This window comes from Anabaena azotica FACHB-119, assembly GCF_014697625.1.
Taxonomy (GTDB): domain Bacteria; phylum Cyanobacteriota; class Cyanobacteriia; order Cyanobacteriales; family Nostocaceae; genus Trichormus; species Trichormus azoticus_A.
The window spans coordinates 1-19,692 of sequence record NZ_JACJSG010000010.1; the positions used below are offsets into that span (position 1 = coordinate 1).

Genomic DNA, 19,692 nt, shown 5'->3' on the forward strand with positions numbered 1-19,692 from the left:
AGATTAACTCACTGGCTCTTTAAAACCTGCCAATTGCTTTTCATCCCCGCTCTTAGCACGAAAAACGCAACTGCGTTGCTGTTTCTCAGGGGTTTTCAAGCTAACTTTTATAATTTTGGCGATAAGACAACGTGAATTATATGATTTGGGCGTGATAAGTGCTGAAGCGCGGAAGCGGGGCGTTCTGCCCGTGCTGAGGGCTGAGTTGGCAGTAGGCTCAATAAAAAACCCCGGCTATGCAACCGAGGTGAGTAGGAGAAGTCCAAATGTCGATGAAAAATACCGATACCCTAATTTAATTTTGATGAACTAACTACACAAGAAGTATTTCTGAAAGCGGTAAGTAGTTGTATCACAACCGCGTCAAGTAAATCCTGCTAACTTAACTGCCTGAAAGGTTAACGAGAAGTTTTGCAGTTTTCTAGTTTGATAGCTCAACTGTTGTCCTTATGTCAATAATTGTAAAGCAATTGTTACGAATTAGTCAACAATAATTGACACAGAAAAACTTATATATTTTATAAATAAAACTTATATAAATACGAAAGTGAAACACCACAGCAATTGGTGAAAGGCGTAGGGAGGCGCTTCTTTATCCCCCACCATCCACCGTCACGACTGATAACTGATAACTGATTTAAATAGTCAGCAGAACAAGTGGCACAGCGATCGCATAATTACAAACTTAGCCAATGATGATGTAGGTATATTCCGATATGTCTGCGATTTATGTCATCGCCCCCTAATTATCCCCTAAGAATTGAGCTTAAGCTACCTTCCTCCCATCCCCAACTACTAGAAGGATTGGATATATGGTTGCGTTTGGGTTTGATCAGCGATACCCAAGTTAGGCAAATATGTAGAGAATTTCTGGTTTGTCGGGTAGAGTTAGAACCCCAGTTTTCCCCGGAAGAGGAACGGGTAGGCGCAACTATCACAACACCGGAAAAGCCATTAGCCCAATTACCACCACCAAGAAAACAACCAGCACAACCCAACATCCTCTCCAGAATGTTGCAGTCGTTGGGAGAGGAATTAAGTGTACGGTGGCTGTTGTTTTTGGGAGTATTTTTAGTTGTAGTTTCGTCGGGTGTATTAGCGGCGAGTCAGTGGGAAAGATTCCCGGCTTCTGGGCAGTATGGAGTTTTATTAGCTTATACTTTGAGTTTTTGGGGGTTTAGTTTCTGGGCTGGTAAACAAAATAACTTGAGATTGACAGCGCAAACATTATTAATTGTCACTCTGTTATTAGTCCCGATTAACTTCTGGGCGATGGACAGTTTTCGGTTGTGGCACAATCCTTTAGACTGGGTAACAGTAGCGATCGCCGCCCCGATATTAACATTAATCACAACATCATTGTGTAGAAATCGCACAGTTATCAACAACTTCCCTAGAGGGAGATTACCCTTAATAAATATTCTGGGGTTAAGTTATCTGCATTGGGGCTGGAAATTACCAGGATTTCCCTTGATTGCCGTTTATGCGGCAATGATTAGCACAACCATCATCACAATTTATCACAGTCGCCGCCAATCTATAGCCAATCAAGGCGAACAATCCCAGAAACAGATTATTAATATATATGCTGCTGTTATTGTCTATGGTTTATTACTCCTACTATCTCGCGCAATTTTTGTTGCGGGAGTTGATATCACCCAACTAGGTTTAGCCATTGGTATTTGTGGTTGGTTAACAACTTGGCTAGCACAGCAACAAAGAAAAACACAAACATCTCCCCCCACTCCCTCATCTCCCCCATCTCCCCCCACTCCCTCAACCCCCTTCCCCTGGGAAAAACTCGGCGGTATCCTCCTGTTCATCGGTTGGCTAGTAGCAGTCATAGAACATCCAGCCCAAGCGATCGCAGTTAGTGGTTTAATCTTATGGGTTGCAGGATTGCGCCTCTACAGGTATAATTTCCCTGGAGATTTTGTCTTACTGTTTGTCGTTGGCTTACAGGCGATTTGGTTAGGTTGGCGGTTAGTTCCTTCGGGAATGCAGAAATTAGCGATCGCCGTGGGTACGCAATTAACCCAAGCACAAAATGAACCTTGGGCGTTACTGAGTATTGCTTTATTTCCCTACTTAGTTTTCCTAGTAGTAATAACAGAAATTTTTCATCATCACCGCAAGCGAGAATTAGCCCAGTGTGGCGAGTTTTTAGCACTGCTATTTGGCACTTGCCTCACAACGATCGCTACTGTTAATCCTACCTTGCGATCGCTCAATTTATTGTTGTCCACCATCACCTTAGCCCTCGTCAGTCAACGCCGTTCTCCTGTAACGGTTCCCTTGGTGTACCTAACCCACTTCGGCGGATTATTCACACTTTTATCAATCATAGATCAGCTTTTCCCCAACCTAACTTTACCTCTGTGGGCAGGTGTTCTCATCTTGCTGATGTTGGTAGAGTGGGCGTATAGTCTAGGAACTGGATTATGGCGAAGCAGTGCATGGTATATCGGCTTGGGGTTAGCCGTTGTCAGTTTCATGTTACTGTGGAATTACTCACAAACAGCTTGGGCGAGCGAATATAACCAAGGATATTGGGGCTTGATGTGGCTAGCTACACCCCTAAGTCTTACAGGTTTAGCTAGCCGTACAACAGCCCAAAAACGCAGCACCAACAGTCTCTTCAGTATTCTAGCAGTAGGAGTGACACAGTTACTAACATTCTTTCTGCCCGCAACTAGATTGATTAGTTTGTTTGTGAGTACGGGTGTGATGTATGCCAATAGCCGCTACCTTCCCAGCCTACAAGTTGCAAGCGTGACCATTGGTTTTGGTTTAAGTTTTATTGCAGCGTTGCTGTGGGAAGGTGTACCGGGTTTACCGCGCTTGGCAATTGCGGGATGGTATCTTGTGGGTGCGATCGCCACCTTCAGTTTATGGTTAGGACGCACAGTCTTATTACGCCGTAGTCAGGAATTGGCAAGAATATATGCTGATGCGGCGGATAAATGGGCGATCGCTTTATGTGGCGGTGAATTATTTATACTGACCTATCATTCCTTGGGTGTTTACCAAGATTTTGCCCAGCCGGGGATTTTCTACCCAATTGCCACAGCCATCACTTTAGGGGCAATTACTTATCGAAGTTGGCGAGAAGCCACAGATTGGGCATTTTACGCCATTGGTTGGTGCGTCGAGTTATTGGTAGCCCAGGTACTAGGATTTGGCGAACCGGCAATTATTCATATAGCGATCGCCAACATTGGCTTAGGTTTATTCAGTCAATTATTCGGAGAATGGTGGCGAAGACGTTACCAATTAACCGAACTCCCCAGTAGTTTCCACATCTTACCCCTATTTTACGGTGTATTGAGTGTGCTGCTACGGTATGACACCTTTAGCGATTGGTCTGGGTTGTGTTCTTTAGGTGTAGCATTAGTTTTTATTGGTGTAGGACGACGTAGCCCAGACTTCAAACCCTTGGTGTACCTGGGGATAATTGGTATATCTCTCTCAGCTTATGAGATTTTGTTCTATCAAATGTTACAAGCCTCTGGCGGTGGCTTGGGTGATGGTTTGATTGCGATGGCGGCCCTTGGTACAAGTATTATGTCTGCCTACCGCATCCTCACCCCTTGGCTGAAAAACTACTCAGGACTTAGCACCCAAGAACTGCAAGTTACTGCACATCTCCATTGGTTCTGGAGTAGCGCCTTACTGATGACAGCAATTAGCTTTCCCATTCAAGTTAACCGCCTGGTGGGGTTAGGAACGGGAGCATTTTTAATTGTCTACGCCATTTTGCAAGGTAAGAATACAGCAAATTCATCGGTTGAGCGTGTCTTGGGACGCATCACCACAGCAGATTTATGGGTTTACCTGGGCTTTTTATTAGCATCTGGGATGAGAGTTTATTGGCGGGAAACTGCCGTAGGACAATTAATCACAGGTGTTTTAGTTCCTTGGAATGGTGCGATCGCCTGCGTATTTGCCTATTTCTTATATATCTTACCCTGGCAAAGTTGGGGATGGTCACAAAAACCTTGGAAACAAGCCGCCTATATCATCCCACTAATAATTTTAGGCGAAACCAGACTCGACGTTCACCCCATCACTTTACTCATAGCCGCCAGTTTCTACATCTTCTTAGCCAGAGTAGCCGCAAACATCCGGTTTACTTATATCAGTATACTGTTGATAGATTGGGCATTATTTAACTGGTTTGTTCAGTTAAGCCTCATCGATATATGGTATGTGACAGTGGTTGGTTTATCACTGCTATATATTGCCCAAGTAGATCCGCAACTGACACAGGCGGATAATAAACTAGCTCGTCATAGCTTACGCATCTTAGGTATTGGTGTAATATGTGGCTGGGCAATCCTATTTCATCAAAATGCGCCACTTATACCTGGAAGTTTGGCTTTAATTGCCATTTTCGCCGGATTAGCCTTGCGAATCAGAGCTTTTCTTTATGTTGGTACAGCGACATTCTTCATCACTAGCATATACCAGTTAGTAATTTTTAGCTTACGTTACCCGTTTTTGAAATGGGTAGTCGGTTTACTGGTGGGTATTGCGTTGATTTCCATCGCCGCCAACTTTGAAACCCGTCGCGCTCAACTAAATTCTATACTGCGTAATACTAGTAATCAGTTTCAGGAATGGGAGTAATATCAAGTTCGGATAGGGAAATTTTTGTAGTCAATAAACTGTATGCCTCAAGTGTCGATTGTCATTCCTACTTTAAATGAAGCAGTGAGTTTAGGGCGGACAATGCGCCAGCTAACTTTGCTTAACCCGCCTGCAAAGGAAGTGATAGTAGTAGATGGTGGTAGTGAAGATGAGACAATAGCGATCGCTAAACAACACTTTGAGTTATTTCCACCAGTCACAGATGTACAAGTTATCTTCTCTGTGCGTCGTGGACGTTCCATACAGATGAACTACGGAGCATCATTTGCTACTGGAGAGATTCTTTGCTTTCTTCATGCAGATACTTGGGTTCCCGATGACTTAGTTGCTGTCATCGAAAACACTCTAGCAGAACCAAAAGTTACCTGTGGCGGATTTATTTCCCTCATGAGCGGCCCTCAAACCACTCGCTGGGGTATTTCCTTACACAATTACCTCAAAACCTACTACGCACCTTTATTATTTAGACCCCATTTATTTTTCCGAGGGTTACGCCTTCTATTTGGGGATCAGGTAATGTTCTGTCGTCGCACTGACTTCTGGGAATGTGGCGGCTTCAACGAAGAATTACCCATCATGGAAGACGGTGATTTATGTCTGAAATTGGTAAAAAAAGGACGCATTACTTTAGTAAACCGCATTGTCCAAAGTAGCGATCGCCGAGTAGCACGTTGGGGTAGTTGGAAAGCCACCGCCATCTACCTCTACATCGGTATTTTATGGGGAATTGGTGTTGATGCCAATTACCTCAAGAAGTTTTATCAAGATATTCGATAAGTTGACTGTTAACTGTTTACCCTGAGCGTTCGCGTAGCGTCTCCGCTCTTGAGAAGCCGTTCGCGGAGCGTCTGTCTACGACACGCTATCGCGAACGCAGAGAAGGGTTGACTATGGACTAATTTGGTTTAACGTGAGTTCGATGAACCTCTCCCTCCCAACCTCCCTCTCCTAAAAGGCGTTCGCGTAGCGTCTCCGTCAGGAGAGGGAGGAGAAACGAAAAAATCACCAAGCCCCGTTGGGGCGGGGTGTGGGGTGTAGGGTGTGGGGTTGCAGGATCGAGACAGCCCCAACAACCAGAGGGTCAGAAACCCCGCCCTTTCAGGGCGACTGCGCCCTATGGGGTCAGAATCCTCTTAAGAGCGCCGTTTTCACTACCCCCTACACCCTACACCCTACACCCTGTTCAACGTCTTACTCCCCTCTCCTCGAAGGAGAGGGGTTGGGGGAGAGGTCAAAACAACGCTTGTCGAACTCACGTTGGTTTAGGTTCCAGTCGTAATCAAGATAGGATATTGGTGTTGTGGCTGTTAAATTGGCATCTATTTTTAAGTATAAAGCAATATATTCTGGAAGTGAAGGTGCAACTTTTAAAAAATCTTGACGATACCACTTGAAGATTTTATTACAGTAGAGTGTTTGAGATGAAAAATCATAACGCACTTTCTCAGGATTATTAATGAAGCGGCTAGCATCTTCCTCTAATTGCTGCATAACTTGCTCAGGAAAATAAGCCCCTGCACGCAGTAAAGGACAACCAACAGAAGCACAAACAATGGCAAAATGTATCCGGGGTTCTGGCAATTTTTCTCTGAGAATTTGATGTTCAATTTGTCCTAAACTGTAATACTCACCAAAGATGTAGTAAGCTTTTCTTTGAAAGAACCACAAAAAAGCCAGCCAGTTAGGAATGCCAAGGAACCGAGGCAAAATTGACTCTAGAGGATACCGTTCCAAAATTGTGGAAATAGTAAAAGCATTGTAGAGATTAATCCATAATGCTAATTGTTCTAAGTTATTGTCAGATGCAAGTTGCCAATGTTGATAATTCTGTAACCATTCACTGATTGCATGGGGTTGTTCTTGTTTCCATGCTCGATAGTTTACTCGCCCTTGTGCATCAACATATTGACGCAGCAACTTATCCCAAGGTTCAAAATCAATCATAATATAAATTCAAAATTGCGTAGGGTGGGCTTTGCCCACCATAAAAATAATTAACCGCCGATACAAGCCTATAAAACAAAAATTTTATTCAATTGAATGGCTTTATTTTTATATAAATTTATCCTTTACTTAACTTTATTTGATTTCGCCGCCTTATTATCAGCATTTGGTTCTCCTGGTGTTCTGGCTCGTGGCACAATTGGAATGTTTCACTACGACGAAACCAGAACCCTAGAAACGATTAATCTACCTGTGTTGGTGGTTTCTGGTGCTGCTGATATCGCCACTTTACCCCAAGCAAGCGATCGCATGAACGCAGAATTACCCAACTCTCAAAGGGTCTCCATCAAACCAGGTGGACACATGGCGTTGATGGAACAAAATCAGCAATTTAGTCAGGTTGTGCGGGAATTTTGCACTGTCCACTCATTAATTTAACCTGAGTTCGACAAGCGTTGTTTTGACCTCTCCCCCAACCCCTCTCCTTCGAGGAGAGGGGAGTAAGAGGGTGATTTTTTCGTTTCTCTTCCCTCTCCTTGTAGAAGAGGGAGGTTGGGAGGGAGAGGTTCATCGAACTCACGTTAATTTATATCTTGCACCATTATCTTCCACTCGAAAATCTGAGCTTCAAAACCCTTATGATTTCGTAGGGTGGGGAGTGCAGGAAGCCATGTGCTTATTGAGAAGGTGCAAGATGTCAGTTAATTTAACTGTCAACTGTCAACTGTCAACTGTCAACTGATTTAAGTCCAATACAAAATCTTCGCCTTGGGAAAGCGCTGTTGAATCTCACTTTCAAAAAAGCGCTTCATTGTCTTCATTGTGTCAGCATCGTAAACATATTTCACCCCACCGAACTTGTTGCGCTTGATGGTGCGTTTCTCCTCATCCATGTCGAGTTTGGACTGTGGATACCAAGTCTGCAACACTTCTTTTGACCCTGGTGTAAAGCGGTGGGAAATTAGCTCAAAAGTCAGGTCACAGTCCATATCCAGCGCGGTACTAATCATATCAAACAATCGACCGTATTGCATTTGCCAATCATCTATGGGCATAATTGGGGCAATTACCAAGCCTACAGGATAGCCACCACCGCCTTTTTCTCGCGGTAAAGCTAACTTACGCAATGCTTCAAGTCTTGATGTAACCGAAGCTGTACCGCCTTCAAATTTACCCGAAATTGGTGCAGCATTCACACTTACACGGCAACGAGTATGACCATTATGAGGTAGGTCAAGTAAACTATCAACCGCATCAAATTTGGATACCCAACGTAGATGTCCATCGCTACGAGTCCCAAAATAACGGATGCACTCGGCAAGGCTACCTGTCAGATGTTCAATTCCCAGAGGGTCAGTGTAACAACTCACTTCGTAAGTTGTCATCTGTCCCGGTTGCTCGTATTTAGCTAAATTCTCTAATATTTGCGGTAGGTTAGCGTAGGCGCGTATCACTGGCGGCCCCGACAAACTCCCAGCCAAGTAACAGTATTGGCAATGTGCAGGACAACCTTCAGCAAGATGGAATTGCCAATCAGCAGAGGGGGGAATGGGACTCAGTTTCAACTGACTTGGCGGTGCAGTCACAACTGCGAGAGTCCGCTTGGCGATATCATAAGTCTGTCGTTCGCTTTCACCACGCAAACCTGTCAGTCTGTTCCTTGGTAACTCTTCTATTGGTAGGTTGAGTGACTGCACACGCTTGTAAATTTGCTGTCCCCAAGGTTCATCTAACGCCGCAGGTGTAAATATTACCCGTTCAGGTATCCACAACCTTGCGGGTTTTGTAGACACAAGTTCTGCAACTGTATTCACTAACATCTTCCCTTCTGTGATGTCTGCAATTAATTCTTGAAAACTTACTTAATGTATCGCTCTAACAACTTACTTCTATTGTAAATTCTCAATCAAAATCTTTGCAGTAGAAATGAGGCGGCTTCTACTCATGTAAAGGTAGTGGTTTCTTATCATAACTCTGTGCCTCCGTGCCTCTGTGGTTCAAAATTCTTAACCACGGAGACACAAAGACACAGAGGAAAATTTATTCTGCTTCTTCTTTATTAAATAACAATAGACGGGCGGCGAGAACTGCAAAGCCTACAGCCGCGATCGCTTTTAATATCCTTGTTGGTAATAATTCGGCTACGGCTCCGCCTGCTAAGGCTCCTAGTAAACTTGTCAATAGGAGTGCGCCAGCCGCGCCAAAAAATACAGTTTTCACAGACTGACCACGACCAGAAAGTGCGATCGCTGCTAACTGACTTTTATCACCTAGTTCTGATAAAAAGACTGTAATAAAACTTATGCCTAAAAGATGCCAATCCATAATTTTGGGGAGTATAGAGTAGATAATTTGTGATCAACCGTGAAATACATCCCAAAATAGGGTGAGGGAGATGAACAACAGCAAAAATCCGGTTGATTTGTCTAAGGTTTTGGGGCTTAAGCGTTTAGATATCCAGCTACCTAAAAGTACACCTAGTAAACTTGTGGTAATTAATGCTGCTCCTGAACCTAGAAATACTATCCAGGGTGAATGCGACTCTGCACTCATTAACAACGTTGATAGCTGGGTTTTATCGCCAATTTCCGCACAAAAGATTGTTACAAAGGTTGTAACAAAAATTGCCAATACTGATTCCTGCTTTTTCGGGCTTTCCTCAACAGGCTCAATAATGACAGTAGATAAATGGGATTGGGTACTTTCTTGTAATGCTGACTGGCTCATAGTCTGAGTTACGCCTAAAGGTGTCAAAGGTGCAGAGTCAAGTTTCACAGGTAGTAATTTTTTTACTAGATGGTTTTCATATTCTTCTCATTTTCTCAGATTGTTGTCATAATTGACAACTTTTTTTGGAAATCGTGAATGTCAACAATAGTTTTGTTAGGCGTTGGGAATCATAGATATTGCTGATCATTCTGAGATAAAACTATGATGAATGCGATCGCCCGCAAAGTAACCCGATTTTTCCAGGCTAGGAACAAAAATATCTGGTGGGGATTGGTATGTGGAATTTTGGTATTGTTGCTGGTAGGCTCGCCGGTGCGATCGCAACAACCAAACCCTCAACCAGCATCATTAGTTGTAGCCACCAGAGCCATTCCCCCCTTTGTATTTGATGATCAAGGTCAACTATCAGGATTTAGTATTGACCTTTGGCGTAGCGTCGCCAAGGAAATAGGTACAGAGTTTAAATTTGTCGAGTATCCCACCGTAGCTGATTTACTCTCATCTGTTGAGAGTGGTAAAGCCAACGCAGGTATTGCAGCCATTTCCATTACTGCTGAACGTCAGCAAAAATTTGATTTTTCCTTACCCATGTTTAACGGGGGATTACAGATTTTGGTACGCAACCCAAAACTCAATAGTGGTAGCGCACCAAATATTTTGTCGCTATTTTTCTCAGTGACGCTTTTACAAGTCATAGGCTTGGCTCTATTACTCATGGTAATAGCAGCTCACATTATTTGGTTATTTGAACGTCATCACCCAGAAGCTATGATTCCCAAATCCTACTTTCCGGGAATTTTTAAAGCCTGTTGGTGGGCTGCGGCTACCTTAGCCACTCAAGCTGATGAAATGCCCAAAGGTGTTATCAGTCGAGTGTTAGCTATTATTTGGATGTTTATCGGAGTGCTTTTTGTGGCTTACTTTACAGCTGCTGCTACCACCTCATTAACTGTGCAACAACTACAAGCAGATATCAACAGTTTAGAGGATTTACGCGGCAGGTTAGTAGCAACAACAACTGGCAGTACAGCAGCCACATATTTAAAAGAAAACAGAATTTCTATCTTAGAAGTCCCCAAAATTGAGCAGGCTTACGAGGCATTAGAAAGTAAAAAAGCTGACGCTGTTGTGTTTGATGCTCCTGTACTGCTATATTATGCTGCCAATCAAGGTCAAGGAAAAGTAGAGGTAGTAGGCAGTATTTTTCGTGAAGAAAACTACGGTATCGTTTTGCCCAATAACAGCCCCTACCGCAAACCTATCAACAGCGCCTTGCTGAAATTAAAGGAAAATGGCACTTATCAGTTGCTTTACGATAAGTGGTTTAGTGTGAAGTGAAAATTATTGAATAATAATTTTTACCTCCCTTTGCAGACCCAATTAACAATAGTAGGGTGCGTCAGATGTGGAAAATCCTTGAATCTGTACGAAATTATTGGGGCTGACGCACCCTACAGTTAGTTTGATGATGACACTTGCATATGTCCTATCAACAAATCACTGTAGCGCTATCCTCCTGGGTCAATCAAATGTCATTCGTCGAATAACTGAGGTTGGAGAATCAAACATCGCTACCTTTATTTTTAGTTTTTCTTAACCTCGTTAAAAAAAGAACAAACAACATTGACTTTGCACATATCGGTTCCAAATCTACAACTCTTGGAGAAACTTGAGGAGTTCCTTAAACGAAGGACAACGCTCAGAACAAAGCTCTAAATTTAGTTTTTCGGCTAATTCAGCATTCATGTTGGTGCTATAACGAGGTTTTCTATTTTCACCGATTGACAATCTAATTAAAGACTCTTTCGGTTTTGTAATTAGGTGAGGGTTTAAGTTGGCTTCACCTTTGCCTCGTCCAACGTATTTTATAACATCTGGGTCTGACCAAAACCAAGCTTCTAATTCCTCAATTGGAATACAGATATGTTTGTTAATATTTTGAAACTTAGAAGCTGCTGATTCCAAAGTCTCTCTCAGTTTCGCTTCATCATTAAGGGAATTATTTTGCGGGTTACGATCTAAATCATGGACGATAATAAAAGCATTGCAGCCTTCATTAGACATGACTTTGAGTTTAGCTGATAGCTTTCTTTTTAAGGTGCTACTACCTTTAGATGCCCACGATTTTGTCCTAGTATTCTTGCCAAGTACACGATGTACAATTTTCCGAATTGTGTCACAGTCCGTATCGTCTTCAGCAATTAAGGCAATCAAGCAGTTACTCATCGATAATACCACTGTAAAGCCAATCGCCTAAATCTCCTTCTTCGCAAAGATAATCCACAACTTTCTGGATCTCTTCTTCATATAGTTTCCGAACATTTGTTCTTCCATTATTTCTATAGACTAAGTTGATTTTTTCTGGTTTAGTCCAAGCCACAACTTGCGGTGAATGAGTAGAGAGAATTAAATTATCCGTAAAAGTATACGTCTCAATTTCATTTAGTAACTTTGCTAGCATTGCAGGATGAATTTGTGTCTCAGGCTCTTCAATTATTGTCGTCGCATGAGGACGTGAGGAAATTATTTCCAGCAGGATTGATAAAACCCGAAGTGTTCCATCCGAGAGCAGACCAATATTGACATCATCTAACAAGACAGAAGCAAGATATTCTTCATCTTTGTCTTTGTTGCTTGCTCTTGCTTCTCCACTTAAAATAAATTTTTGTATTGTTATATTTCTTCCAAGTCCAATTCGCTGACAAACACTTTCAAGTTCATCAAGTTCTCCCATCTCTATACGACGGAATATTTTTCGCGCTAGCTGATCAGCTAGCCCAAAACTGCTAAAAGAAACGCCTTTACTTGAAACTCGTAAAACAGAAGGGCGACGTATTGATGCTTGACGGATAGGTTCTTTTCCAAGAAAGTGAACTCCCCTCAAAACAGCATAAACCCATTGCATTTCTTGAGGTAGCTTTAGACGCGCATTCTCTGGGAGATGTGATTGTCGAAGCGAGGTAGTATCCCCAAGAATGGTAACAGATGGATCGCCGTTATTGTTTAAAGTTGTCACTCCAGCTTCAGTAGTCCATAAAAGCTCTTTTTCTCCGTCAACATACTGGCAATGTTCATTCCAAGAAAATTGGCTCTCGTCAGGAGTTTCACTTGTGGAGTCATCTATATCTAGGTTATCTTTAGAAGTGGGTAGAAATATAAGCTCATACCTATATTGAAGTCGTCGCTGAGTTGGTGTGGAAATTTCGATATCCAAGATTTTAGGAATGCTATCACTATCAATTATCCGAGATCGAGCGTACCTACCAATAGCTAATGATGAGAGCGCTTCAAATCCTTCAAGGATAGCTGATTTGCCAGCCCCGTTTCGACCGACTAAGACCGCAAGTCCGTCACACAGAGATATAGAAACTTGACCGCCTAGAGCAGTCCAACCATCAATGGTAAAAGATAAGAGACGAAGCTGACTTATATTAGTCAAAATAAAGTTTTTTCTCCCATGCTGACCATCTCAGTAAATTCTAACTGATTACATCTATATTGTCTGTTCGCACCTGTACGTTAATAGCAGTATGTGCGATCGCTAGTCTCGTGCTGCTTGCAGCCCCCTTCACTCAATGTGGAGATATCTTTGTCGGCATAACCTTGTGAGTTCAGTTTTAGGCGATCGCCTTACAACACCGTCTTAGCATTGTATCAGCAGACAGCGACTTGAGGAGGATTCAACAAGTGAAGACATTAACCGTTGAATCTTGGTTGTAAACCCATTCCTTATTTATTAAGAAACTGAGTAATTAATTTTTTGCCAAGGGTTATCAGAAGCTAGGGAATCTCAAGGTTTTGCAGAGACCCGACTGCATGATCCTCTTGCTCGGTCGCTGCTAGGATAAAATTTTGGAAAATTTTGGAAAACTGAGTTTTAATTAAATAAACTTATACAGTTCTCTGTGTTGGCTATCAATCTGAATGTGAGTGAGTTGAAATTTACTATAACTAGGCGAACTTACAATCCGTTATATCCTCTTGTGCGCTATCTTAAAAGTAAAATCAAGCCACCTTTTGGCAGCTTGATTGGGGCAGTAGAAGATTTTAGATTTAATTTAATCCCCAAAAATCTGTTGTATCGAATTTAAAGGTAAGAACTAACTAATAAGATTTGCTTTAATATCCTTCAGTGGAATCATCAGTGTTAGTGGTTCTATCGGTGATGGTTGAAATTTCCGTTTTAAATAAAACTCTTTAGCTTCTTCATCTTTAGCATGAACCAAAACACACCTAATACCCACAATTTGAGATGCTGATACAATGCGTGTAATAGCATCCCTTAATAAACCAGACCCTATTCCTTTTTTTTCCCAATCAGTATCTACAGCTAATCTACCAATTAGCATACAAGGTATTGGGTCTGGTGCATTTCGTTTGGCTTTACTTGTCGCTGTTATATGAGCAACAGAAGCAGTGGCTAAACAGTAATAACCTATTACTTTATTTCCTACAGTTACTACATAAGTTCTTGCAGTATCCCCCTCTTTTTTTAAAGCCTTTTCCTTCAGCCATGTATTCAGAGCATCTGATCTGGATTTAAACTCCGATACATCATGCTCTGAAGTAATTAGCTGAGGAGCAGTAATAGTTTGAGTTTGTTCCATTAGTCCCACGGTGATTTACTCGTTAAGAATTTACGAAGTTCTTCATCCGCTTTAGGTGGTGAGTCAAGAATAGCAAGGAATTCTTGATATCTTTCCTCGTCTAATGCGAAGAAGGTTTTGTCACAGATGACACTCTCCGCTTCTCGACAAGCCGCATCTAACACAAAGTCAGTACGTGTTTTGCCTAAAAGAGAAGCAGCGTAATCAATTAAATTCCGTTGTTGATCTTGAACCCTAATGTTAATTACTTGGTTACGACCAAGGTTGTCCATTTTAGAACGGGTAACCATCTTCTAATCAGCATCCAGTGTATATATCTCTAAAAGGCGTGCTATAGGATTCCTACTTAATTTTTGAAAAGATCCGTAGATATGTAGGGTGTGTTAGCGACAGCGTAACGCACCTAGCCTGATGCTTTGGGTGCATTACAGCTTACACCTAACACACCCTACATATACTCAGATTTTTTCAGAAATCAAATCGGATTCCTATATTGCCTAATCTTTAATATAAATGATTGTATACACACTGTCAACACAATGCCATTTTTTCTGCCCAATCTTGTTTATCAAGCCCACACAGCAAAACTGCGGCGGTTAAATCGACGTTACCCAATAGCGATCGCCGCAGCCTTGAACAACAGTTACGATTAATTTTAGATGATTTTCGAGTGCGACAACTGAGTTTAAAGGAAACCCTCCTACAGGAGTGGTTTCACTGCCTTGACACCCTCTGTTTTTTTATGTATCTTCAAAGTATATACGTTAGACAAAGATTATTAAAAAGGTTTTGCTGCAAAAACACAAAATCCGGCGTGTAGATTGCTAACAAAGCGTTTGGAGAAGATGATGACAGCAGTAGTTGCTAAATGGGGAAACAGTTTAGCTGTGAGGATTCCTAAATCGATAGCTGAACAAGCAAACGTCAGCGAAGGGACAGATATAAGTTTTAGTGTCGAAGGCAACAGTATAGTAATTACACCAAAGAGACGAAAAAAATATACGCTTGATGAGTTACTTGAAGGGATGACCCCTGATAATTTTCATCCAGAATTTGCAACAGGTGATGCTGTGGGGAATGAAGCTTGGTAGTAAAGCCGCCTTACTTTCCTGATAGAGGAGACATTGTAAAAGTAGAGTTTGGCTCTGCACAACAGTTCACTGCTGAATCAATTCGACGTGTATTTACCCTCCATGATTCTGGAATGTCATTTGATGATATTGCCATAACACTAAATAACGAGCTACAACAAAAAGGGCGTGAGCAAACTGGCTATCGCCCTGTTCTTGTCATATCTCCAATTAAGTACAATCAAATGGCTTCTTTAGTTTTAGCTTGTCCTATAACTACTAAATCAAAAGGTCTTAATTTTGAAGTTCCCCTTATTGAAGGAATGGAAACAAAAGGGGTTGTGTTAGCAGATCAAATTAAAACATTAGATTGGAAAGCTAGAAAAGCAAAATTTGTTGAAACTATTGCACAAGATTTATTAGAAGAAGTACAAGCAAAGCTGGAAACATTAGTTTTATGATTCTGTAATTGTTTTGGTAAACGCGATCGCGTTTACTTATTTTCAGCTTTTGGGTTTGTTGGAGTAGACGCTGACTGGTGCGATCGCATACCATCTCACAAAGTTCAAATATCATAGTCAACAGTCAACAGCTAAAAATCAAGGCTTTTAACTATGGACTATTGACTATTGACTATGGACTATTGACTAATCCCAAACACCGACCCAACCGTTGACTTAATCGAATCCCTCGCGTCCTTAAGAGTCTGCGTAATGGGGTGTTTAGACTGCAAAAATACCCGCGCACAGTTGCGTCCAGGCATTCCCGAAATTGAACCACCGGGATGGGTTCCCGCACCTGTGAGAAATAGGTTTTCAATTGGGGTTTTGTAGTTCGCTATTTCTGGCAAAGGGCGGAAAAATACCATTTGATCCAAAGTCATATCGATATGGTAGTAATTACCCTTGTATGCACCCAATCTTTCACCCAACTCTGCCGGACTTTCCACCCGACGGGCGATAGTTGCGGTTTTCACATTTGGCGCATAGGTTGCCAATTTATCAACCACCTTATCTGCAACTTGATTCTTCAATTCATCCGTCCAACCAGTACCTCTCAAACCAGTACCTTCTGCACCAGCAATTTGATAGGGGGCGAAAAATTCAATCCATACTGTATGTTTGCCTGGGGGTGCTAAGGTGGGGTCAAGAAAGCTAGGCATGACTACATACATTGATGGGTCACTATCGGGTATCTCTCCCAAGGTACATCTACTATGGGCTTGTTCCACATGGGCAACAGAATCAGCAATTAAAATAGACCCAACTAGGTACTCATCTTTATGGGCGTGGAAGGGAAAGCGCAGGGGTTCATCTAATGCCAAATCTATCTTGAGGATGGTTTCATTGTTATTGACAATACGGCGTTCCAACCTTTCCCATAAATCTGGGTCGGCTGCATCCACCTCGCTTTTATCGGTCATTTGTAAGAATAACCGTTTCGCGTCAATATTAGAAATTACCCCATATTTAGCTCGATATTCTGTACCGCCAGCTACCCTGACACCTACGGCTTTACCATCATCAATTAAAACTTTCTCAACCTGCTGGTCTGTGAGAATTACACCGCCTTTACTCGTAACCAAATTCACCAAAGCTTTGACTAAAGCACCAGTACCACCGCGAGGTCTAGCCATACCTGGATTATGGCGCATAGCCATCATAATCGCACCGATCGCGATCGTTTTTTGTGATGGCGGCGCACCGAGTTCTGCTGCTAATCTGGCCAAGGGTGCTTTGAGAAATTCCGAGTCAAACCACTCGTTGAGAATATCTTCCGCACTGGTCAACATATTGCGGATAAAGTCGAGGGTTTTGTTGGGTGAACCAATGACTGAAAATAAGTCTTTAAGTTTGGTGATGTCGTAGTTACCAACAATATCGATGATTGATTTTGGTGGGGCGTTAAACATGGGAACCATTGCCCCTAATGCCCGTTGCCAATATTCAGTAAACTCGGCGTATTTTTTGGCATCACGTTCACTATAACGGGCGATTTCTGCACAAGTCTTTTCTAGAGATTTATGCGCTAAAAAATACTTGCCATCAGGATGAGGACAGAAAACAACTGGGTCACATTCTAAATATTCTAAACCATATTTTTTCAGTTCCAATTCCTCAACAACTGGCCCCAAATGTATAAATTCATGGTCAATGGCACACAAATTAAATTTAAATCCAGGCGCTTCTTTTGGTAAGCATTCTTCCGTTGTGGCTGCACCACCGGGAACAGAGCGTTTTTCTAAGAGGAGAACGCTATATCCAGCCTTGAGCAAATAAGCAGCACAAACTAGTCCGTTATGTCCTGCGCCAATAATTACAACATCATATTCCTGCATATTCTTAACTTATAAATAGAGTGGTTTGCTAATTCTACAAATGAGATGAACAAATGACAATCTTAATGGTATCAAACTAGTTATTAGTTAATTAAGATTCAGTAATTTCTGCAAGTGCATCTGGTATTTGCCTCACATTAGCATCGAATAACAATATTACACTTCCTTGTTGAATATCCATATCTTTAACACGAATATTAATACCATCCCAGGTAAAGAAGGGAAGGTTAAGTAATTCTTTAAATTTCTGCATTACTGCCACGACTAATTCTAAAGAAATGCCTTCGCCTTCTTGACAATGAAAACTTTCTAATCTCAGGGGCTGTTTGGAAGTGCGGGGGCGGATTTTAGCTAAAAAACCTAAAGGACGAGTTTCACCTTTCTCATGTACTAAAACTTTTCCTTGGCATTCCAGGCGACCATCACCTGGTAAAAATATTTGGATTTCCTGTAGCTGTAAATTAACAATTTCCCCATCTACATTTAAGTCGTAATTTTGGGCAAACTTCCGGGTAAAATCTGAGGCGAGAGCAGAATTAATATCCGCTTGGGTGAGTGTGACACGGGCGCTCAAATTTAACGGTCTATCTAGTTGTACCTCACCAAAAAGAACACTTAGGGGATTAATGGCAAGGGTATCTGTTTTTAGGTGAATTTCTTGAACACGGATATTTTGTTTAGTTACTAATCCTTGCCCAGCCACTGTCACTGCATTAGCTTGACCTTGAACTATTTTCAAGATATCTGTTTCTACATAAATATCAATTTGTTCTGCGGCTTCTAGCTGATTCGATATACTTCTTTCAGCTACCTGAGATACGATTTGCGCTTCTAAATTTTGCTTATCTGACATGAACTCATACTTTTATCATCTATTATTAGCTACTTTAAACTCTGAGTATCTATGAAGGAATCTATAACATGGCATAGATAGGAATTCGGTTTGTGTAGGTAGGGAATAGGGGACAGTTATCAGTTATCAGTTATCAGTTATCAGGTTATTTCCACTGTTCACTATTCCCTGTCCCCTGTCCCCTGTCCCCTGTTATACACAACCAAAAAAGTGAGATACTATTGGACAAATAATCCAATCAGGTAGATGCAATATATGCAGCTTTTTGGTATGCCAGCAGAAAAAGGCAGATGGTTGCTAATTCCCCTTGGTGCAACCGTTTTACTCTGCCTGGGAACTGTCTATTCTTGGAGTATTTTTAGAAAACCTTTAGAAAAGTTACTGAGCATTAATGCTACGGAAAGCTTATTGCCGTTTACGGTTTTGCTAGTGCTGTTTGCGGTATTAATGCCAATTACGGGTTTCTGCATCAACCGCTTCGGTACTCGTACTGTCACCGCCGTAGGTGGGGTAATTACGGGACTGGGTTATATGCTATCTAGTCTGGATGGTAATTTACAATTGCTGACTTTTACCTACGGTGTCATTGCGGGTGTGGGTGTGGGTATAGTTTATGGAGTCCCTTTAGCAGTTGTGGCTAAATGGTTCCCTGATAAAAAAGGTGTAGCTGTAGGCTTAACTGTAATTGGTTTTGGTTTGTCGCCGTTAATTACTGCACCTCTGGCAAAATCTCTCATCGATAGCTATGGAGTACGGCAGACTTTTGTGATTTTAGGCTTAGTTTTTACAGCTATTATATTAGCGATCGCCACCGTATTAAAAACACCGCCACAAGACTGGACACCCGCAGGTTGGAACCCAAATGTAGCAACAAGCGGCGGTGCATCTAGCAGCAATCAAGGGACAATGTTACAAAGTCAGGGATTTTACGGCTTATGGCTATGCTACACCATCGGCACGTTCTCAGGACTGGCAGCAATTGGGATTTCCAGCCCTCTAGCCCAAGAAATTATTCAACTAGATGCAGCCACAGCAGCCAGTACAGTCTCATTATTTGCTGTATTTAATGCTTTAGGACGGATATTTTTCGGTTGGTTCACTGACCGCTTTAGCCCTAAGATGGGGGCAATTGTTTCTTTTGTCTTAGTCTTAATTGCTTCGTTGATCATGCTGAGGGCTGGACAGGGTGCAGTAGCCACCTACCTAGTAGCCTTTGCCCTATTTTACTTTGCCTTTGGGGGATGGCTAGCGATCGCACCCACCACCACCTTAATTCTATTTTCCTCAGCAGACTACGCCAAAAACTACGGTATCGTCTTCACCGCTTACGGTGCAGGTGCTTTAGGCGGAACTCTGCTTGCTGGCAGAATTAGAGATATCTTCGGTAGTTACACAGGTTTCTTCTACCCAACAGCAGGATTAGCAATTTTGGGTATCGTCTTAGCTGTATTCATGCTAAAACGCAGCTTTTCTCCTTCCACCGTCGCCCAAGTTTAGGAA

The 19,692-nt window shown here is 42.1% G+C and carries 17 protein-coding genes; 7 read left to right on the plus strand and 10 right to left on the minus strand.

The window, feature by feature from the left end:
- The first annotated feature begins 729 nt into the window (after positions 1-729).
- Both H6G83_RS08910 and H6G83_RS08915 read left to right on the plus strand, forming a co-directional pair.
- Complete coding sequence (locus H6G83_RS08910) at positions 730-4,629, plus strand: DUF2157 domain-containing protein (RefSeq protein ID WP_190470131.1); 3,900 nt, start codon at positions 730-732, stop codon at positions 4,627-4,629.
- Positions 4,630-4,671: 42 nt separating this feature from the next.
- Positions 4,672-5,427, plus strand: coding sequence for a TIGR04283 family arsenosugar biosynthesis glycosyltransferase (locus H6G83_RS08915; RefSeq protein WP_190470134.1), 756 nt, complete (start codon positions 4,672-4,674; stop codon positions 5,425-5,427).
- Between the two features lie 414 nt (positions 5,428-5,841).
- On the opposite strand, the gene H6G83_RS08920 is transcribed toward H6G83_RS08915, so the two are convergent.
- Entirely contained in the window at positions 5,842-6,594 is a 753-nt protein-coding gene (locus tag H6G83_RS08920; protein ID WP_190470138.1) for a DUF547 domain-containing protein, read from the minus strand.
- 96 nt (positions 6,595-6,690) lie between these two features.
- On the opposite strand from H6G83_RS08920, the gene H6G83_RS08925 reads away from it, so the two are divergent.
- A complete protein-coding gene (locus H6G83_RS08925; RefSeq protein ID WP_190470141.1) occupies positions 6,691-7,032 on the plus strand; it encodes an alpha/beta fold hydrolase in 342 nt (113 codons plus the stop codon).
- Positions 7,033-7,337: 305 nt separating this feature from the next.
- Here H6G83_RS08925 and H6G83_RS08930 read toward each other — a convergent pair whose 3' ends face one another.
- The 3 genes from H6G83_RS08930 to H6G83_RS08940 all read right to left on the minus strand — a co-directional run bounded on the left by H6G83_RS08930 (position 7,338) and on the right by H6G83_RS08940 (position 9,369).
- Positions 7,338-8,360, minus strand: coding sequence for a spore photoproduct lyase family protein (locus H6G83_RS08930; protein WP_390821578.1), 1,023 nt, complete (start codon positions 8,358-8,360; stop codon positions 7,338-7,340).
- A 274-nt stretch (positions 8,361-8,634) separates the two neighbouring features.
- On the minus strand, positions 8,635-8,919 hold the full coding sequence (locus H6G83_RS08935; protein WP_190470146.1) for a TMEM165/GDT1 family protein: 285 nt from the start codon (positions 8,917-8,919) through the stop codon (positions 8,635-8,637).
- Positions 8,920-8,952: 33 nt separating this feature from the next.
- Positions 8,953-9,369, minus strand: a complete 417-nt coding sequence (locus H6G83_RS08940; RefSeq protein WP_190470149.1) for a TMEM165/GDT1 family protein — start codon at positions 9,367-9,369, stop codon at positions 8,953-8,955.
- A 156-nt stretch (positions 9,370-9,525) separates the two neighbouring features.
- Between H6G83_RS08940 and H6G83_RS08945 the strand changes: the two genes are divergently transcribed.
- On the plus strand, positions 9,526-10,662 hold the full coding sequence (locus H6G83_RS08945; RefSeq protein ID WP_190470153.1) for a transporter substrate-binding domain-containing protein: 1,137 nt from the start codon (positions 9,526-9,528) through the stop codon (positions 10,660-10,662).
- 312 nt (positions 10,663-10,974) lie between these two features.
- Here H6G83_RS08945 and H6G83_RS08950 read toward each other — a convergent pair whose 3' ends face one another.
- The 4 genes from H6G83_RS08950 to H6G83_RS08965 all read right to left on the minus strand — a co-directional run bounded on the left by H6G83_RS08950 (position 10,975) and on the right by H6G83_RS08965 (position 14,221).
- On the minus strand, positions 10,975-11,550 hold the full coding sequence (locus H6G83_RS08950; RefSeq protein WP_190470156.1) for a DUF4276 family protein: 576 nt from the start codon (positions 11,548-11,550) through the stop codon (positions 10,975-10,977).
- Positions 11,543-12,763, minus strand: coding sequence for an AAA family ATPase (locus tag H6G83_RS08955; RefSeq protein WP_199328376.1), 1,221 nt, complete (start codon positions 12,761-12,763; stop codon positions 11,543-11,545). Before H6G83_RS08955 ends, H6G83_RS08950 begins: the two co-directional genes overlap by 8 nt.
- Before the next feature lie 661 nt (positions 12,764-13,424).
- A complete protein-coding gene (locus H6G83_RS08960) occupies positions 13,425-13,931 on the minus strand; it encodes a GNAT family N-acetyltransferase (protein WP_190470160.1) in 507 nt (168 codons plus the stop codon).
- Complete coding sequence (locus H6G83_RS08965) at positions 13,931-14,221, minus strand: type II toxin-antitoxin system TacA family antitoxin (RefSeq protein ID WP_190470163.1); 291 nt, start codon at positions 14,219-14,221, stop codon at positions 13,931-13,933. The genes H6G83_RS08960 and H6G83_RS08965 overlap by 1 nt, the downstream gene beginning before the upstream one ends.
- 558 nt (positions 14,222-14,779) lie before the next feature.
- On the opposite strand from H6G83_RS08965, the gene H6G83_RS08970 reads away from it, so the two are divergent.
- Positions 14,780-15,022: an AbrB/MazE/SpoVT family DNA-binding domain-containing protein gene (locus H6G83_RS08970; RefSeq protein WP_190470166.1), complete on the plus strand. Its 243-nt coding sequence runs from the start codon at positions 14,780-14,782 to the stop codon at positions 15,020-15,022.
- Complete coding sequence (locus H6G83_RS08975; RefSeq protein ID WP_190470171.1) at positions 15,016-15,462, plus strand: type II toxin-antitoxin system PemK/MazF family toxin; 447 nt, start codon at positions 15,016-15,018, stop codon at positions 15,460-15,462. Before H6G83_RS08970 ends, H6G83_RS08975 begins: the two co-directional genes overlap by 7 nt.
- 179 nt (positions 15,463-15,641) lie before the next feature.
- On the opposite strand, the gene crtO is transcribed toward H6G83_RS08975, so the two are convergent.
- Both crtO and H6G83_RS08985 read right to left on the minus strand, forming a co-directional pair.
- Positions 15,642-17,339 carry a beta-carotene ketolase CrtO gene (crtO, locus tag H6G83_RS08980; protein WP_190470174.1) on the minus strand — a complete coding sequence of 566 codons (1,698 nt, stop codon included), beginning with the start codon at positions 17,337-17,339 and terminating at the stop codon, positions 15,642-15,644.
- A gap of 91 nt (positions 17,340-17,430) precedes the next feature.
- A complete protein-coding gene (locus H6G83_RS08985) occupies positions 17,431-18,192 on the minus strand; it encodes an LmeA family phospholipid-binding protein (protein WP_190470177.1) in 762 nt (253 codons plus the stop codon).
- 255 nt (positions 18,193-18,447) lie between these two features.
- On the opposite strand from H6G83_RS08985, the gene H6G83_RS08990 reads away from it, so the two are divergent.
- A complete protein-coding gene (locus tag H6G83_RS08990; RefSeq protein ID WP_242044505.1) occupies positions 18,448-19,689 on the plus strand; it encodes an L-lactate MFS transporter in 1,242 nt (413 codons plus the stop codon).
- The last annotated feature ends 3 nt before the right edge of the window (positions 19,690-19,692 follow it).

Bases quoted from the DNA above. Each gene is read 5' to 3' on its own strand.
- H6G83_RS08985 (WP_190470177.1), bottom strand. From the start codon at position 18,192: ATGTCAGATAAGCAAAATTTAGAAGCGCAAATCGTATCTCAGGTAGCT.
- H6G83_RS08935 (WP_190470146.1), bottom strand. From the start codon at position 8,919: ATGGATTGGCATCTTTTAGGCATAAGTTTTATTACAGTCTTTTTATCA.
- crtO (WP_190470174.1), bottom strand. From the start codon at position 17,339: ATGCAGGAATATGATGTTGTAATTATTGGCGCAGGACATAACGGACTA.
- H6G83_RS08965 (WP_190470163.1), bottom strand. From the start codon at position 14,221: ATGGTTACCCGTTCTAAAATGGACAACCTTGGTCGTAACCAAGTAATT.
- H6G83_RS08990 (WP_242044505.1), top strand. From the start codon at position 18,448: ATGCAGCTTTTTGGTATGCCAGCAGAAAAAGGCAGATGGTTGCTAATT.
- H6G83_RS08970 (WP_190470166.1), top strand. From the start codon at position 14,780: ATGACAGCAGTAGTTGCTAAATGGGGAAACAGTTTAGCTGTGAGGATT.
- H6G83_RS08925 (WP_190470141.1), top strand. From the start codon at position 6,691: ATGGCTTTATTTTTATATAAATTTATCCTTTACTTAACTTTATTTGAT.
- H6G83_RS08950 (WP_190470156.1), bottom strand. From the start codon at position 11,550: ATGAGTAACTGCTTGATTGCCTTAATTGCTGAAGACGATACGGACTGT.
- H6G83_RS08915 (WP_190470134.1), top strand. From the start codon at position 4,672: ATGCCTCAAGTGTCGATTGTCATTCCTACTTTAAATGAAGCAGTGAGT.
- H6G83_RS08920 (WP_190470138.1), bottom strand. From the start codon at position 6,594: ATGATTGATTTTGAACCTTGGGATAAGTTGCTGCGTCAATATGTTGAT.
- H6G83_RS08910 (WP_190470131.1), top strand. From the start codon at position 730: ATGTCATCGCCCCCTAATTATCCCCTAAGAATTGAGCTTAAGCTACCT.
- H6G83_RS08945 (WP_190470153.1), top strand. From the start codon at position 9,526: ATGATGAATGCGATCGCCCGCAAAGTAACCCGATTTTTCCAGGCTAGG.
- H6G83_RS08960 (WP_190470160.1), bottom strand. From the start codon at position 13,931: ATGGAACAAACTCAAACTATTACTGCTCCTCAGCTAATTACTTCAGAG.